The sequence below is a fragment of the Streptococcus suis genome, from assembly GCF_002964045.1.
In the GTDB taxonomy this organism is placed as follows: domain Bacteria; phylum Bacillota; class Bacilli; order Lactobacillales; family Streptococcaceae; genus Streptococcus; species Streptococcus suis_U.
Window position 1 is genome coordinate 1 of record NZ_POPB01000194.1, and the last position, 297, is coordinate 297.

Here is a 297-nt window from a genome sequence, read left to right on the forward strand (position 1 = left end):
TAAATTTGGAGGAAGCTCACTTGCTTCAGCCGGACAGTTAGAAAAAGTTTTCAATATTGTTCAATCTGATTCAGAACGTCGCTTTGTTGTTGTGTCTGCACCTGGAAAACGCAATGCCGAGGATACTAAAGTTACTGATGCGTTGATTAAATATTATAAAGAATATGTTAACGGAAAAGATGTGACTGCCAGTCAAGAATGGATCATCAACCGTTATCAAGCAATGGTTGACGAACTTGGTTTCACAGCTAACAGCATGAAGAAAATCGCAGACAGCATCATCTCTTTGGCCAGCCT

The 297-nt window shown here is 40.1% G+C and carries 1 pseudogene; it reads left to right on the top strand.

Annotation, left to right across the window (positions count from 1 at the left end):
• Positions 1-297 (top strand): annotated as a pseudogene (locus C1E99_RS01505) (aspartate kinase); the annotation flags it as partial.